The organism is Salmonella sp. NW38 (assembly GCF_051807745.1).
In the GTDB taxonomy this organism is placed as follows: Bacteria; Pseudomonadota; Gammaproteobacteria; order Enterobacterales; family Enterobacteriaceae; genus Salmonella; species Salmonella enterica.
On the sequence record NZ_JAMMTO010000013.1, the window covers coordinates 21,652 to 37,176 of the forward strand.

At 53.6% G+C, this 15,525-nt stretch carries 13 protein-coding genes; 7 read left to right on the forward strand and 6 right to left on the reverse strand.

What is annotated here, in order from left to right:
- Nucleotides 1-559: 559 nt before the first annotated feature.
- From mutH to NA624_RS20055, 4 genes are all read left to right on the forward strand, one after another.
- Nucleotides 560-1,255: a DNA mismatch repair endonuclease MutH gene (gene mutH / locus NA624_RS20040; RefSeq protein ID WP_001274930.1), complete on the forward strand. Its 696-nt coding sequence runs from the start codon at nucleotides 560-562 to the stop codon at nucleotides 1,253-1,255.
- 181 nt (nucleotides 1,256-1,436) lie between these two features.
- Nucleotides 1,437-2,150, forward strand: coding sequence for a TerC family protein (locus NA624_RS20045; RefSeq protein WP_000895632.1), 714 nt, complete (start codon nucleotides 1,437-1,439; stop codon nucleotides 2,148-2,150).
- A gap of 169 nt (nucleotides 2,151-2,319) precedes the next feature.
- Complete coding sequence (locus NA624_RS20050) at nucleotides 2,320-2,538, forward strand: YgdI/YgdR family lipoprotein (protein WP_000758662.1); 219 nt, start codon at nucleotides 2,320-2,322, stop codon at nucleotides 2,536-2,538.
- Nucleotides 2,539-2,728: 190 nt separating this feature from the next.
- Nucleotides 2,729-3,769, forward strand: coding sequence for an NADP(H)-dependent aldo-keto reductase (locus NA624_RS20055; RefSeq protein WP_000558960.1), 1,041 nt, complete (start codon nucleotides 2,729-2,731; stop codon nucleotides 3,767-3,769).
- Nucleotides 3,770-3,855: 86 nt separating this feature from the next.
- On the opposite strand, the gene lplT is transcribed toward NA624_RS20055, so the two are convergent.
- Nucleotides 3,856-5,058 (reverse strand): lysophospholipid transporter LplT, encoded by a 1,203-nt coding sequence (gene lplT / locus NA624_RS20060; protein WP_000004684.1) that lies wholly within the window; start codon nucleotides 5,056-5,058, stop codon nucleotides 3,856-3,858.
- Complete coding sequence (gene aas / locus NA624_RS20065) at nucleotides 5,051-7,210, reverse strand: bifunctional acyl-ACP--phospholipid O-acyltransferase/long-chain-fatty-acid--ACP ligase (protein ID WP_000896101.1); 2,160 nt, start codon at nucleotides 7,208-7,210, stop codon at nucleotides 5,051-5,053. Before aas ends, lplT begins: the two co-directional genes overlap by 8 nt.
- 592 nt (nucleotides 7,211-7,802) lie before the next feature.
- Here aas and galR point away from each other — a divergent pair.
- On the forward strand, nucleotides 7,803-8,831 hold the full coding sequence (gene galR, locus NA624_RS20070) for an HTH-type transcriptional regulator GalR (RefSeq protein ID WP_000201030.1): 1,029 nt from the start codon (nucleotides 7,803-7,805) through the stop codon (nucleotides 8,829-8,831).
- 10 nt (nucleotides 8,832-8,841) lie between these two features.
- The gene (locus NA624_RS20075) at nucleotides 8,842-9,864 is read left to right on the forward strand and encodes a LacI family DNA-binding transcriptional regulator (protein WP_000968338.1); all 1,023 of its coding nucleotides are present in this window, start codon (nucleotides 8,842-8,844) and stop codon (nucleotides 9,862-9,864) included.
- A gap of 9 nt (nucleotides 9,865-9,873) precedes the next feature.
- On the opposite strand, the gene lysA is transcribed toward NA624_RS20075, so the two are convergent.
- Nucleotides 9,874-11,136, reverse strand: coding sequence for a diaminopimelate decarboxylase (lysA, locus tag NA624_RS20080; protein WP_000056588.1), 1,263 nt, complete (start codon nucleotides 11,134-11,136; stop codon nucleotides 9,874-9,876).
- 117 nt (nucleotides 11,137-11,253) lie between these two features.
- Here lysA and NA624_RS20085 point away from each other — a divergent pair, with 117 nt between their 5' ends.
- The gene (locus NA624_RS20085; protein WP_000741797.1) at nucleotides 11,254-12,189 is read left to right on the forward strand and encodes a LysR family transcriptional regulator; all 936 of its coding nucleotides are present in this window, start codon (nucleotides 11,254-11,256) and stop codon (nucleotides 12,187-12,189) included.
- Here NA624_RS20085 and NA624_RS20090 read toward each other — a convergent pair.
- The 3 genes from NA624_RS20090 to kduD all read right to left on the reverse strand — a co-directional run bounded on the left by NA624_RS20090 (nucleotide 12,161) and on the right by kduD (nucleotide 15,511).
- Nucleotides 12,161-12,868, reverse strand: a complete 708-nt coding sequence (locus NA624_RS20090; protein WP_000848623.1) for an aspartate/glutamate racemase — start codon at nucleotides 12,866-12,868, stop codon at nucleotides 12,161-12,163. The two genes, NA624_RS20085 and NA624_RS20090, sit on opposite strands and share 29 nt — an antisense overlap.
- Before the next feature lie 111 nt (nucleotides 12,869-12,979).
- Complete coding sequence (araE, locus tag NA624_RS20095; protein ID WP_000253650.1) at nucleotides 12,980-14,398, reverse strand: arabinose-proton symporter AraE; 1,419 nt, start codon at nucleotides 14,396-14,398, stop codon at nucleotides 12,980-12,982.
- Nucleotides 14,399-14,749: 351 nt separating this feature from the next.
- Nucleotides 14,750-15,511 carry a 2-dehydro-3-deoxy-D-gluconate 5-dehydrogenase KduD gene (gene kduD, locus NA624_RS20100; RefSeq protein WP_000602478.1) on the reverse strand — a complete coding sequence of 254 codons (762 nt, stop codon included), beginning with the start codon at nucleotides 15,509-15,511 and terminating at the stop codon, nucleotides 14,750-14,752.
- Nucleotides 15,512-15,525 lie beyond the last annotated feature (14 nt).

Below are 15,525 nucleotides of genomic sequence, written 5' to 3' on the forward strand. Positions count from 1 at the left end.
TTATAAACAGATGATGACGCCCTTGCGCCATTTTATTCACCTTTTCTGTGGATATAGTTGTGAAGAAGTATGGAATTACCACGGGAAAACCCAGAACAGTCTGAATTCCTCATACTGGAGGCAGTAAAAATAGTTCCTTATATTCATTGTGTTATAGACAAATCTTACATGCCACCTTCATAAAGCGTGACCAGCATCACATCTAAGATCCTTATGCTGATGAAAGATCAACCAGCGTCGGTTTTATCCACAGATTGTGCCAATAACTTACGCACTATTTGTCTGAATTTTCGATTTTCGTCGCACGTCAAGGCTGTAAATGGAAACAGTAGTGGTGGTTTTACACAGTTATCCCAACTTTCTGTGGATAACATAGTGTAAGATCCTGTTTATTGTCAGTGACCAGAATTGGAAAACCCGCTTCAGCGTTGCGCAACACGAAGAAACAACACAAAAAAGGCAATAAAAATCAGTCTATTGAATATAAGACACAGAAAAAGATAAACTCTGCCCATACGGTATAAAATCACTGCTCACTTTTTGACCTAAGGTAATTGTCATGTCCGCTCTTTGTCCGCTACTGACTCCGCCTGCTTCGGAAGCATTGCTGTTAGCCCAGGCGCGGCAGCTTTCCGGCTATACGTTAGGCGAGCTGGCGGCGATGGCCGGCATTACCACGCCTAAAGATTTGAAGCGAGACAAAGGCTGGATCGGCGTCTTGCTGGAGATCTGGCTCGGCGCCAGCGCCGGGAGCAAGCCGGAGCAGGATTTCGCCGCGTTAGGCGTAGAACTGAAAACCATCCCGGTGGATAGTCTGGGTCGTCCTCTGGAAACAACCTTTGTTTGCGTGGCGCCGTTAACCGGTAACAGCGGCGTGACCTGGGAGACAAGTCACGTACGGCATAAATTGAAGCGCGTGCTATGGGTACCGGTCGAAGGCGATCGCAGCATACCGTTAGCCGAACGCCGCGTAGGTTCGCCGCTACTCTGGAGTCCGAGTGAAGAAGAGGACAGGCAGCTACGCCTCGACTGGGAAGAGCTGATGGACATGATAGTGCTGGGCCAGGTGGAACGCATTACCGCCCGCCATGGCGAAGTCTTGCAACTGCGACCCAAAGCCGCCAATGCCAGGGCGCTCACCGAGGCTATCGGCGCGCGCGGGGAACCTATTTTGACGCTACCGCGTGGATTTTATCTGAAAAAAAATTTTACGCAGGCGCTGCTGGCTCGCCATTTTTTATTGCAGAATCCGTAACGTCCATTACACGCAAATGCGCCTCCGCTATGGCTACGCATCGGGCCGATGCCGGATAAACGTAAGCGTATTGTCGCCGCTATTTTACACCGTTCCTGGTTGCGCAAATTCAGCCTGGGCTTTCGCCCGTCACTCGACGGGCCTATAATTACCGCTTCTTTTTTTGGCAGGACTTTGTTCGATGTTATTTGCATGGATAACCGATCCCAATGCCTGGCTGGCGCTCGGTACGCTGACGCTGCTGGAGATTGTACTTGGGATCGACAACATTATTTTTCTTTCTCTGGTGGTAGCAAAACTTCCTACGGCGCAACGGAACCACGCACGGCGGCTTGGGTTGGCGGCGGCGATGATCATGCGCCTGGCGCTGCTGGCGTCAATCGCCTGGGTCACTCGTCTGACTAATCCGCTGTTTGAGCTTTTCGGCGAAGCGATTTCCGCCCGCGATCTCATTCTTCTACTGGGTGGGTTATTTTTAATCTGGAAAGCCAGCAAGGAGATCCATGAGTCCATCGAAGGCGAAGAAGAAGGGTTAAAAACCCGGGTTTCTTCTTTCCTGGGCGCAATTGTACAGATTATGCTGCTGGATATTATTTTCAGCCTTGATTCAGTTATCACAGCGGTTGGCCTCTCCGATCATCTGTTTATTATGATGGCGGCAGTCGTTATTGCCGTGGGCGTCATGATGTTTGCGGCACGGCCCATCGGCGAGTTTGTCGATCGCCATCCGTCGGTAAAAATGCTGGCGCTCTCCTTTCTGATCCTGGTTGGCTTTACCCTGATTCTGGAAAGTTTCGACGTTCACGTTCCGAAAGGGTATATCTATTTCGCCATGTTCTTCTCTATCGCAGTAGAGAGCCTGAACCTGTTGCGTAATAAAAAGAATCCGCTGTAATCCTGTTTCGCTCCCCCGCCGGGGAGCGAATACTCACTTTATTTCCTTTCTTCTCACAGATTAAGATTTTGCTGCTTCCGACATGCAGAGCTGCGCGTTATTACTAGACTATTATCAGACATATGATTAACAGACTATTATCAGATACAGGCTACGTGAGGACAAACGGATGAAAAAGTGGGCAGTTGTAATTTCCGCAGTAGGGTTGGCTTTTGCGGTATCCGGATGCAGCAGCGATTATGTAATGGCGACGAAAGATGGTCGTATGATCCTGACCGATGGAAAACCGCAAGTTGACGATGATACCGGTCTGGTCAGCTATACCGATGCACAGGGAAACGAGATGCAAATCAACCGTGACGAAGTGTCTCAAATCATCGAACGTTAAGCGGTGGCCTGTGATTGAGGTCAGCGTTCTGCAAGCCTTCAGGCTGCGTCCCGTAACGGTGCGTGGCGACCACGCCCGGTAACAATTACGCCGTGCAGCCTGCAATTTTACTTTCCCTTTTGCCTTCCCTCTGCCATTTTTATTGTCCTTTGTCGGGAATTTCTGACTTCATAATAAAAAGGAAACGGCTATGCACTATCACCGTATACCCCACAGCTCGCTCGAAGTAAGTACGCTAGGGCTGGGCACAATGACATTTGGTGAACAAAACAGCGAAGCCGACGCTCACGCACAGCTCGACTATGCCATCGCAAATGGCATTAACCTTATCGACGCCGCCGAGATGTATCCGGTACCGCCGCGCCCGGAAACACAAGGGCTGACGGAATCCTATATCGGTAACTGGCTCGCCAAACGCGGCAACCGTGAAAAACTGATCATCGCCAGCAAAGTTAGCGGACCGGCACGTAATAATGATCAAGGCATCCGGCCTCATCAGGCGCTGGATCGTAAAAATATTCGCGAAGCGCTACACGACAGTTTGACCCGGTTGCAGACCGACTATCTGGATTTGTATCAGGTGCACTGGCCGCAGCGCCCCACTAACTGCTTCGGTAAACTCGGCTATAACTGGACGGACTCCACGCCAGTAGTAAGTCTGCTGGAGACGTTAGACGCGCTAAGTGAGTTTCAGCGAGCGGGTAAGATTCGTTATATTGGCGTTTCAAATGAGACAGCGTTTGGCGTTATGCGCTATCTGCATCTGGCGGAAAAACATGACCTGCCGCGTATTGTCACGATCCAGAACCCCTATAGCCTGTTAAACCGCAGCTACGAGGTCGGGCTGGCGGAAGTCAGCCAGTATGAAGGTGTTGAATTGCTCGCCTACTCCTGTCTGGCGTTTGGCACATTAACCGGTAAATACCTGAACGGGGCCAAACCCGCAGGCGCGCGGAATACCTTGTTCAGCCGCTTCACACGTTACAGCGGCGAACAGGCGCAAAAAGCCGTTGCCGCCTACGTCGATATCGCGAAGCGTCACAATCTTGATCCGGCGCAGATGGCGCTGGCCTTTGTTCGCCGCCAGCCGTTTGTCGCCAGTACGTTACTGGGCGCAACCACGATGGCGCAGCTCAAGACGAATGTGGAAAGTCTGCATCTGACGTTAAGCGAAGAGGTCCTGGCGGAGATTGAGGCGGCGCATCAGGTTTATACCTACCCGGCGCCGTGATAGTCAGTGCCCGGTGGCGCTACGCTTCCGGGCTTACAGAGACAATGTAAGCCGGATAACGCGCACTCGCCGCCCGGCATATTCACTCAGTATGATGCCTGCCGGCGCTGCCAGATCCACAGCGCCGCGATCGCCAGCGCGAACAGCACGCCAAAGCCGATACCTATCGCCACAGCCGGAACGCCAACCAGCACCGCCAGCGAGTACAGTCCCAGCATTAATAGCATGGCGCTATTCTCGCCCAGATTTTGTACGGCAATGGCATTCCCGGCGCCAACGCTCTTCTTACCGCGCTCCTGGAGCAAAGCGTTGAGCGGCACCACAAAAAAGCCGCCCAGCATACCTATCAACAGCAACAAGGCATAAGCAGGCAGCAATGCGTGCTGTAATGAGAAGATCGCAACCACAACGCCAATCAAAATCCCGGCGGGCATACAGCGCGATACGGTCTCCAGCGTCACCAGTTTTGCTGCCGCGCCCGCGCCGACCACAATGCCTACCGCCACCATGGCGTTCAGGTAAGTCGGCGTGGCGTTATCCGTAATACCCAGCGCCACCGGCACCCACAGCACCAGCAGAAAACGCAGCGTCACGCCTGCGCCCCAGAATAGCCCGGTCCCCACCAGCGAAAAACGCGTTTCACCGTTACGCCAAAGGACAACGCAAGCGCAGAAGAAGCTACGCGTCATCGCCGACAACCGCCAGGATTGTCCTGGACGCGCCGCCACAAGCTTCGGGATAAACAGGTTCGCCGCCACTGCGCCAGCGTAGGCCAACGCGCAGGCAACCAGCGCGGCGATGACATGCCAGTCGGCCAATACGCCGCCCGCGACGGAACCGAGCAAAATCGCCGCAATCGTAGAGGCTTCCATCAGGCCATTGGCTTTCACCAGCTTATCGCCCGTCGTCAATTCGCCCAGAATACCGTATTTCGCCGGAGAATAAGCCGCCGCGCCGATCCCGACCAATGTATAACCGACAAAAGGATTCACGCCGAGGCAGATACCTGCCGCTCCCGCCAGTTTAAGACCATTGGCGACCATCATCACCCGGCCTTTGGCAAAGCTGTCCGCTATCTGGCCGACAAACGGCGCAAAAAGAATGTAAGCGCCCACAAACACCATTTGCAAAACAGGCTGGCTCCAGTCCGGGTAAAACTGAGCTTTCAGCAGCGCCAGCGTCGCGAACAGCAGCGCATTATCGCCAAAAGCCGAGAGAAACTGCGCGACAATCACCGACAGCATCCCTTTCGACCAGATGGAGGTGTTAGTACGTACTGACTCACTCATGATGTTGTTCCGGCGCATCCACCCAACTTTTCAGCGTCACAAAATCGGGTTTCCCGCTGCCAAGCAAGGGAAGCTGTTTCAGATAACGGATATCACGCGGGACGGCAAGTTCCGGAATACCGTGTTCACGGGCATAGTGCTGTAACTTTTCTCGGGTGAGTTCGCTGTCAGTCGTAAACAGTACCAGCGCTTCACCTTTGCTGGCATCGCTTTTAATGGCGGTAGCGTGCATTTTGTCCGCCGAAACGCCAAGCGCCAGTTGCTCGACCATCTCCAGCGAGACCATTTCGCCAGCAATTTTCGCAAAGCGTTTCGCGCGCCCCTGAATCTGCACAAAACCATTTTCATCGAAGCGTACAATATCGCCCGTGTCGTACCACCCGCGCTCGGTTTCGCCTCTGGCGTTTTCCGCTGACGGCACCTCCAGCACGCCCGGTTTTTCCACGCGCAGATAGCCATTCATGATATTCGGCCCTTTCAGCTGTAGCCGACCGCCGTTTTCAATACCGGGCACCGCCAGCAGACGCGCGTCCATGCCAGGCAGAATGCGGCCAACAGTGCCCGGCTTAGCCGCCATCGGCACGTTAATCGAGACTACTGGCGCGCATTCCGTTACCCCGTAGCCCTCAAGAATGCGCAGACCGAATTTATCCTGCCACAGTTGTTTAGTGCTCTCCTGAAGTTTTTCCGCACCGGCCACCACATAGCGCAGGCGATAAAAATCATACGGATTGGCAAAGCGCGCATAGTTGCCGAGGAAGGTTGATGTACCAAACAGCACGGTACAGTTACGGTCATAGACCAGTTCCGGCACAATGCGATAGTGCAGCGGACTTGGATAAAGAAACACTTCCGCGCCGGTCAACAACGGCGTAAACAGGCCCACCGTCAAACCGAACGAGTGAAAGAGCGGCAGCGCCGACATAAAACGGTCATTGGCGGTGAAATCCGCAATCGTTTTTATCTGCTCGACGTTCGCCAGAATGCTTTTATGGCTGTGCACCACCCCTTTCGGGTGCCCTTCCGAGCCGGAGGTAAAAAGAATGATCGCCGCGTCTTCCGGCTGCTGTTTTACCTGTGCCAGTCGCGGCGCCAGGAGGTGGGCAAAAATCCACAGCTTGTCGGCGGGTGTGACGTCCGCTTTTAAATCTTCCAGGTAAACCCAGCGAACCTGCGTTAGCTGTTCCGGCAGGTGCCATAATTTACCTTTATCGAGGAACTGGCGGGAGGTAAAAATCGTTTTAATTTCCGCCGCGGTAATCGCGCTGGTCAGCCCTTTTACCCCCGCTGTGTAGTTCATCATGGCCGGAATGCGGCGACGAGAAACCGCGCCGAAAATCACCGCCGCGCTGATGGCGGCATTCGGCAGCATTAAACCGATTTTCTCGCCCTCAACGCTGTACTTTTCCAGAATCCGGCCAACAAAAAGCGTCTTGGTCAGTAACTTACGATACGTATCCGGCGTAAAGTTAATGTCCTCAATACAGTTTTTACCTGCGCCGTAACGATATTGCGCCGCCAGCAACGATTCGTATAACGTCTCGCGCGGGCGCACCGCCATACGCGCTTCCATCATGATCTGGTGCAGCATCTCACCCGCTATCTTACGTCTGTCGCGCGCGCGCGGCGCTTCCGGCATCGGTATTTGCGTCGGCGGTAAAATATGAAGCTGAATGCGGGGGAATAAGCGCCGTTTAACCAGACCTTTAAGGCGACTGAAAGGCGTAAGCTCCGCGCCGTCAATACGGAGCGGAATGACGGTTGCGCCCGATTTTGCCGCCACAAAGCCTGCGCCGTCATAAATTTTCATCAGCGAGCCGGTCACGGAAATCCGCCCTTCCGGGAAAATCACCACTGGACGCCCCTGCTCCACCAGACGCACCAGGTGTTTAATGGACATGGGTTTAGTGGGATCGAGCGGCACAAAATCGATCAGCGGCGTTAACCAGCGCATATACCATTGCTGGCTGATGGAGGTATATACCGCAAAGACAGGCCGTACCGGCAAAAACAGCGCCAGTAGCATACCATCGATAAATGAAACGTGATTGGGGGTAATTAAGACCCGGTTCCCCTGTAGCGCCCGGACATCGCCAGTGACGCGCACACGATAAAGCACGCGAAACAGGTTACGGAAAAATCCAAACAGCATTTCAACTCCCTTTGGCCGACAATTCGCTAAAACATGAATTGTGGCAGATTACACGAGTTGCGTAACAGGAGCGATAGCAAAATAGGTTCGAAAAAAAACCTGCGCATCCGCGCAGGTTGGTGCAAGAGACAGGTACGAAGAGCGTACCGAATAATCTCACCAATCAATACCTCTGGGATCTTGATTGTGGGCTTCGCGCGTCTGCATCGCCAGTCCGAAAACGCAAAGGAATAAACGGAAATGCAACGAGTTGTGTAAATTATCCGTTACTGTTACAGGTTCAGGCGAAACAAAAAAAAACCTGCGCATCTCTACGCAGGTTGGTGTAATTCGTGTGATCAACAATGACGTTGATTCCACCTATCAATACCTCTGGGATCACCACTCTATCAACCTGACTCGCTGGCCTGCCAGCAGACAATCGCAACAGCGCTTCGCAAACTGTAACGAAAGATTTGTATTGTCACTTTACAGACGCATTTCTCCCGTGCAGGTCACATTTGCCCGACACGGCGGGGCAAGAGGCTTGAACAGACGTTCATTTTCCGTAAAACTGGCGTAATGTAAGCGTTTACCCACTATAGGTATTATCATGGCGACCATAAAAGATGTAGCCCGACTGGCCGGTGTTTCAGTCGCCACCGTTTCTCGCGTTATTAACGATTCGCCAAAAGCCAGCGAAGCGTCCCGGCTGGCGGTGACCAGCGCAATGGAGTCCCTGAGCTATCACCCTAACGCCAACGCGCGCGCGCTGGCACAGCAGGCAACGGAAACCCTCGGTCTGGTGGTCGGCGACGTTTCCGATCCTTTTTTCGGCGCGATGGTGAAAGCCGTTGAACAGGTGGCGTATCACACCGGAAATTTTTTACTGATTGGCAACGGGTATCATAACGAACAAAAAGAGCGTCAGGCTATTGAACAGTTGATTCGTCATCGTTGCGCAGCGTTAGTGGTACACGCCAAAATGATTCCGGATGCGGACCTGGCCTCATTAATGAAGCAAATCCCCGGCATGGTGCTGATTAACCGCATTTTACCGGGGTTAGAACACCGCTGTGTCGCGCTGGATGACCGTTACGGGGCATGGCTGGCGACCCGACATCTGATCCAGCAAGGTCATACGCGTATTGGGTATATCTGTTCCAACCACACCATCTCTGATGCCGAAGATCGCCTGAGGGGCTATTACGATGCGCTGGCGGAAAGCCATATTCCGGCTAACGATCGGCTGGTGACGTTCGGCGAACCGGATGAAAGCGGCGGCGAGCAGGCGATGACTGAATTATTAGGCCGCGGCAGAAATTTTACCGCGGTGGCCTGCTATAACGACTCGATGGCGGCTGGCGCGATGGGAGTATTAAATGATAATGGCGTGGGGGTGCCGGGCGAAGTATCGCTCATCGGTTTTGATGATGTACTGGTCTCACGCTATGTGCGTCCCCGACTGACCACCATTCGGTATCCGATCGTCACCATGGCGACACAGGCGGCGGAGCTGGCGTTAGCGTTGGCGGGGAAATGCCCTACGCCAGAAGTAACTCATGTATTTAGTCCGACACTGGTACGCCGACATTCGGTATCCACGCCGACGGATACCGGACACCTGTCGACAACCGATTAATCAGGGTAGCATGATGGCGACAATGCTGGATGTTTCCCGCCATGCGGGCGTATCAAAGGCCACCGTCTCACGAGTGCTGAATGGGACGGGGCAGGTAAAAGAAAGCACGCGCCAGAAAGTGTTTACGGCGATGCAGGCTCTGGACTATCGCCCCAACCTGCTGGCACGCTCGCTGGCGAATCGCACCAGCAACAGCATCGGTCTGGTCGTCTCTACGTTTGACGGCTTCTATTTTGGCAGTTTGTTGCGCCGGGCGTCGCGCCAGGCGGAGTTTCATAACAAGCAGTTGATCGTCACCGATGGTCACGATACGCCGGAACGAGAGCAGAAAGCCGTACAAATGTTGGCCGACAGACAGTGCGACGCTATTATTCTTTACACTCGCTATATGGATGAGCCGGCGATTTTGTCGTTGATTGACGCCACGGAAATGCCGCTGGTGATTATTAATCGCAACGTCACTCAGGCCCGCGATCGCGCTATTTTCTTCGAGCAGGAGACGGCGGCATTCCAGGCGGTGGAATATCTGATTACGCAGGGCCATCGCGATATCGCCTGTATTACGCTGCCTGTTCATACTCCCACCGGCACATCACGCGTAGCGGGTTATCGCAAGGCGCTGGAAAAATATGGCATTCCCTGGCAACCGGCAAAAGTGAAATACGGCGATTACACGCTGACGCGCGGCTATGACGCCTGCCGGGAATTACTGGAGGAAGGCGTCACGTTTAGCGCGCTATTCGCCTGTAATGATGACACGGCGCTGGGCGCGGCAAAAGCGCTGCGCCAGGCCGGATTACGCATCCCGCAGGATGTGTCGCTGTTTGGTTTTGACGATGCGCCGGGCGCAACCTGGCTTGAACCGGGGCTTTCAACAGTCTATTTACCCATCGAGGATATGATAGCCACCGCAATCGATCAGGCCGTTCGTCTGGCGAACAGCGAGCCGGTCGCCCCGATCCCGCCCTTTACCGGCACGCTGATTCTGCGCGAGTCCGTCGCCGCGGGCCCGTTTTTTCAACGTCCGGCCTAATGATGCGCTTCAGAACATCTCCAGCACTAACAGCTCTTCAATGGTCTGACGACGGCGGATCAGCCGCGCCTGTCCATTGTCAAACAGCACTTCCGGCAGGAGCGGGCGGCTATTGTAATTCGATGACATAGACGCGCCGTACGCGCCGGTATCGTGCAATACGAGGTAATCGCCGGGGATGACCGCAGGTAAGGCGCGTGTTTCAACCATTCCCCCTTCCTGCTGCGTAAAAACATCGCCTGATTCGCATAGCGGCCCGGCGACCACCGTCTCGACCCACGGGCCATTTTCAAGCGCGCGACCATCCGCCGCCAGCGCCGAAATACGGTGATAGCTACCGTACATCGCCGGGCGCATCAGATCGTTAAAACCCGCATCTACCAGCACGAAATGGCGGCTTCCCATCTGTTTTACGCTACGCACCTGCGTTACCAGCACGCCCGATTGCGCCACCAGAAAACGTCCGGGTTCGATCTCAAGTTTGACCGCATGTCCCAGATGGCGGGCGATTTGCTCGCGCGCTGCGTTCCACAGGCCATAGTAATGGCGCGTATCAACGGGCTCTTCTCCCTCACGATAAGGTATCGAGAGTCCGCCGCCTGCCGAAATCGCCTCCACATCCTGACCACATTCCAGCACCTGGCGTACCATCGCGCCGCAAACCTGCTCCAGATGGCCATAATCGACGCCGGAACCAATGTGCATATGGATACCGACAAGTTTCAGTCGGTATTTCTGCATTACCGCCAGCGCCGCCGGAAGATCGCTATGCCAGATGCCGTGTTTGCTGTTTTCGCCCCCGGTGTTGGTTTTCTGGCTGTGGCCGTGACCAAAGCCAGGATTCACGCGCAACCAGACGCGATGCCCAGGCGAAACCTGACCAAGCTGCGTCAGCATATCTACCGAGCCGGCATTGACCGGAATATGCAGTTCACTGACGCGCGCCAGCGTGGCGGCATCAATCACATCGGCGGTAAAAACGATATCATCAGGGCACGTTTGCGGATCGTAGCCCGCCGCCAGCGCACGTTCGATCTCCCCCAATGAAACAGAATCCACCTTGACGCCCTGCGCGCGCATTAAGCGCAGGATATGAATGTTCGAACAGGCTTTTTGCGCAAAACGCACGACGTCAAACTGCTGCAGGGCGGCTATCTGACGGCGAATAATGTGCGCGTCATAGACCCAGACCGGACAGCCGAATTCAGCAGGCAATCTGAGCAAATTTTCAGCGTTAAGGTCAGTTTCAGCGTGATAATGCGGCAATGACATAACAAACTCCGGAACAGGCTTTTTAACGATTACGCCATACCTTAGAAAGAATAAAAAATATCGTTTTATTGTCAGTCTATGCAAAAATGATATGGGATAAATGATTCAGGGAAACGTATGGCTGCCGTTAATTTACGTCACATTGAAATTTTTCATGCCGTAATGACCGCCGGAAATCTCACCGAAGCGGCGCGGCTGCTGCATACCTCGCAGCCTACCGTCAGTCGCGAGCTGGCGCGTTTTGAGAAAGTGCTGGGATTAACGCTGTTTGAGCGCACACGCGGGCGCTTACATCCGACGGTGCAAGGGCTACGCCTGTTCGAAGAGGTACAACGCTCCTGGTATGGGTTGGATCGTATCGTCAGCGCGGCGGAAAGTCTGCGCGAGTTCCGTCAGGGCGAACTCTCTATCGCCTGCCTGCCGGTCTTTTCACAATCCTTTTTGCCGCCGCTACTACCGCCTTTTCTGGCGCGTTATCCGGATGTCAGCCTGAATATTGTGCCGCAGGAGTCGCCGTTGCTGGAAGAGTGGCTCTCCGCTCAGCGCCACGATTTAGGGCTGACGGAGACGCTTCATGCCCCGGCAGGAACAACCCGTACCGAGTTACTAACGCTAAATGAAGTGTGCGTACTGCCCTGCGACCATCCGCTTGCCGCCAAAACGGTACTGACGCCAGACGATTTTCAGGGGGAAAACTTTATCAGCCTCTCCCGCCTGGACAGCTATCGACAGTTGTTGGATACGTTATTTGCCGAACATCAGGTGAAGCGCAGAATGGTGGTGGAAACGCATAGCGCGGCCTCCGTCTGCGCGATGGTGCGCGCCGGGGCGGGTGTTTCGATCGTTAACCCGCTAACCGCGCTGGACTATGCCGCCAGCGGCGTCGCCGTTCGCCGCTTCAGCATTGACGTGCCCTTTACCGTCAGCCTGATTCGCCCGCTACACCGCCCCGCCTCCGCGCTGGTTGACGCCTTCAGTAAGCATTTACAAACGCACCTTTCGCGCCTGGTCGAACCGCTGGAGGTTATTCTGGGGCCGATGACGAAAGCATAAAGCTCACGGCATCTGCGGCATGAATTGCCGTGGTATCGAAAACCGGTAGCGCGCTTTGCGTCTGGGGAACAAGCAAACCTATTTCAGTGCAGCCAAAAATAACGCCCTGCGCGCCTTGCGCAGCCAGTTGTTCGATAACCTGTAAATAATAGTGGCGCGACGCGTCAGTGAATGTCCCCTGGCAGAGCTCGTCAAAAATGACCTGATTGATACGCGCCCGATCGTCCGCCTCCGGCACGATGGTCTCAATCGCAAATTGCTGTTCCAGCCGCCCGCGATAAAAATCCTGCTCCATCGTATAGCGAGTCCCTAATAGCGCCACGCGATGCAACCCCTGACGGGCGATAGCTCGCCCGGTAGCATCCGCGATGTGTAGGAAAGGCAGAGAACAACGAGATTCAATAATGTGCGCGATTTTATGCATGGTGTTGGTACACAGCACAATGCCTTCTGCGCCCGCCTGCTGTAACCCCTGCGCGGCCTGCGCCAGGATATCGCCCGCTTTATCCCACTCGCCGCGGCATTGACATACTTCAATATCGTGGAAATCTACGCTATGCAGCAGTAAGCTCGCCGAGTGCAGGCCTCCCAGCTGCTGTTTAATGCCTTCATTGATTAAACGGTAATAAGGGATAGTCGATTCCCAGCTCATCCCCCCCAACAGCCCGATCGTTTTCACTGCGCTCTCCTTTTTTAAAGCATTATGGCAGTGAAGCAAACTTACACATCCGTTTCCAGTCTATTTTTCATCATGCCGGATAACAGGCGTCATCCGGCATGGGAGGGGTGATTACACGCCAATATTTCTTAGCTTCTCGCCCGCCATCAGCTTGCGTTCGATGTGCTCCAGGGTGACATTTTTGGTTTCCGGAATCAGCCAGAAAGTGATGCCGATAAAAGCGATATTCAGCGCGGTGTAAAGCCAGAATGTACCTGCCGCGCCAATGCTGTCCAACAGTGTCAGGAATGTCGCGCCGATGATCATGTTCGATACCCAGTTTGTCGTGGTTGAACAGGTAATGCCAAAATCACGGCATTTCAGCGGCTGGATTTCCGAACACAGTATCCACACCACCGGAGCGGCGCTCATCGCGTAACCGGCGATACACATCATCGTCATCCCAACGGAAAGCCAGGAGAGACCGCTTGATGCCGTACCGTTATCAAACTGCATCAGGCAGTAGCCCAACACCAATGTCCCTAACGCCATTACGCTGAAACCGATTTTTAACGCCGGTTTACGCCCGGCCTTATCGACCGTAAAGACGGCGATAAACGTCGCGAACATAAAAGTCAGTCCGACCACCAGCGTAGCGATCATTTGCTGTTCCGTGGTGGTAAAGCCGGCCATTTTAAAAATGCGCGGCGCATAGTACATAATGATGTTCATGCCGGTGAACTGCTGCATTGCCTGTAGCAGCATACCGAGGAACACGGCGCGGCGAACATTGCGGTTAGCTTTAAATAATGCCCACCCGCCCTGCTTGAGTTTGAGGCTTTCCCGAATCTCATTCAGTTCATCACGGGCTTTTTCCGAGGTATCGCGCAGCATACGCAGCACCTCTTCCGCTTCAATATGGCGACCTTTTTGCGCCAGCCAGCGCGGACTATTCGGCAGGAATACCACCAGAATAATGAGCAACACCGCAGGCAGCGCCAGTACGCCCAACATCGCGCGCCAGTTGCCGCTGTAGCTGAATGCCGTATCGGATAAAAAAGCCAGCACAATGCCTAACGTCACCATCAGTTGATACATACTGATCATTTTGCCGCGAACATTTTCACTTGCCATTTCAGATAGATAAAGCGGCGCGGTATAGGAGGCAATCCCTACTGCTACGCCCAGTATCACGCGGGCACCAATCAATACTTCCACGCTGGAAGCAAACGCCGACCCCAGCGAGCCGAGCACAAACAAAATCGCGCCAGCCATCAGGCTATACTTACGCCCCAGCCGGAATGAAAGCCAGCCGTTAAATAATGCGCCAATTGCCGCGCCAAGCATCATACTGCTGACGACCCATTCCTGCAGCCGGCTGGTCAGTACGAAATGGTCGGTAATAAAAGGCAGCGCCCCGGCGATAACGCCGATATCCAGACCAAATAACAGTCCCGCTACCGCTGCAGAAACCGAAACAAACATATTCATACGTCGTGTGTCGCGAAGCGAACGCGGCGTTAAAGCAGAGTCATGATTAATAGAGACCATATTTTCCTGCCACAACAGAGTAAGACATAGCCTGAAAGTACGGGATACTCTTCCTCAAGTGTCAGGCTGGAAACGGCATAAATATGGATTAAATGGCTACGCTATAGCGATATGTGATGGATATTACACTTTTTAAATTTAACGCCGTTGCCGGGTATTCTTTTAAACTACCAATATTTCAATGAATTAAAGCATTGATCATAGCTATTATTTAACAATATATGGATTAAGTTAAACCCACAATATGGACTATGCTAATGAGATCATAAAAAACCCTGTACCAGGACAGGGCTTTATCAGTTTTTCGGCCAAAGAGTCGATTTTCCCAGAAACGCATTTGTCAGTAGCGGATTAACGCGCCAGCCAACCGCCATCTACCGCTATGGTATAGCCGTTAATATAATCAGCGGCGCTGGATGCCAGGAAGACTACCGGGCCCATTAAATCGCCCGGTAGCCCCCAACGTCCAGCCGGAATACGGTCGAGAATTTCGGCGCTACGTTGTGCATCAGCGCGCAATTGCTGGGTATTATTCGTGGACATATAGCCCGGTGCGATGGCGTTCACATTGATATTGTGTTTCGCCCACTCGTTCGCCATCAGACGTGTTATTCCCATTACGCCGCTTTTCGACGCGGTATAAGACGGAACGCGAATGCCGCCCTGGAAGGAGAGCATAGACGCGATATTAATAATTTTGCCGCCGTTGCCCTGGGCAATAAAATATTTTGCCGCCGCCTGAGACATAAAGAACACGCTCTTGATGTTCAGGTTCATGACGTCATCCCAGTCTTTTTCCGTGAAATCAATCGCATCTTCACGACGGATCAAACCCGCGTTATTCACCAGAATATCAATATGACCGTATTCCGCCACCGCCCGTTCCAGTAATGCCGGAATACCATCGATTTGACGCAGATCGGCTGTCAGGCTTAAAAAACGACGTCCCAGAGCGGTGACGCGCGCAATAGTGTCCGTCGGTTCAACAATGTTAATACCGACAATGTCACAGCCCGCTTCCGCCAGCCCTAACGCCATCCCCTGCCCCAATCCGGTATCGCACCCCGTCACAACCGCGACTTTACCTTCAAGAGAAAATGCATTCAAAATCATTGTTAATCCTTATT